General features: G+C 68.0%; 1 protein-coding gene. It reads right to left on the bottom strand.

All coding sequences use genetic code 11. The annotated features are described in order from the left end of the window. The coding region (locus A5688_RS26290) for a cutinase family protein (protein WP_120312608.1) at positions 1-613 on the bottom strand (613 nt) is incomplete at both ends.

The following is a 613-nucleotide window of genomic DNA, read 5'->3' as shown; positions in this document are numbered from 1 at the left end:
GCGTCGGTGCCCAGGTGGCTGGAGGCGAAGGCGACGCCCTTGTCGATCATGGCGCCGTCGTCGGCGTAGGTGTCGTGGGCGGCGAAGTTCATCCCGTCGGAGCAGACCGGGTCTTCGGTGGCGCAGACCTTGACGGTCTTGTCGACGAAGGTGGGTCCGATGACGACGGGCGGTTCACCGAGGAAGTTCATGGCCCGCACGTTGGGCATGCCGAACAGCACGACCGAGGAGACGTGGCTGGCCACCGAGGGGTCCAAGGGTTTGGGCACGGTGTTGGGGTCGATGCCGTCGGGCACGGCGGCCGAGGTGACAAAGCCCATCACGGCCGCGCCCTGGGAGTAGCCGCCGAGCACCATCTTGGTGTTGGGGCAGTCGTGGGCCATCGAAACCACGTGGGCGCCCGCGTCTCTGACGCCGTCGATGCCGGTGTCCCACTGGTCGGTGGCGGGGTAGTTGACCGGATAGACGTCGAAGGACCGTGAGCCCACGCGCTGGCGCAACGAGTCGACGAAGGCCTGACCGGTGGGGCCCACACCCGGTGCTTCACCGGTGCCGCGGGCGAACACCACTTGCACGTCCGGACACTGGGCCGAGGCGGAGGGAATAACGGAAG

The sequence above is a fragment of the Mycobacterium mantenii genome (assembly GCF_001667865.1).
GTDB classification, from domain to species: Bacteria; Actinomycetota; Actinomycetes; order Mycobacteriales; family Mycobacteriaceae; genus Mycobacterium; species Mycobacterium mantenii_A.
The sequence above is the reverse complement of the archived record's forward strand: the minus strand, read 5'-3'. Positions and strand labels throughout refer to the sequence as shown.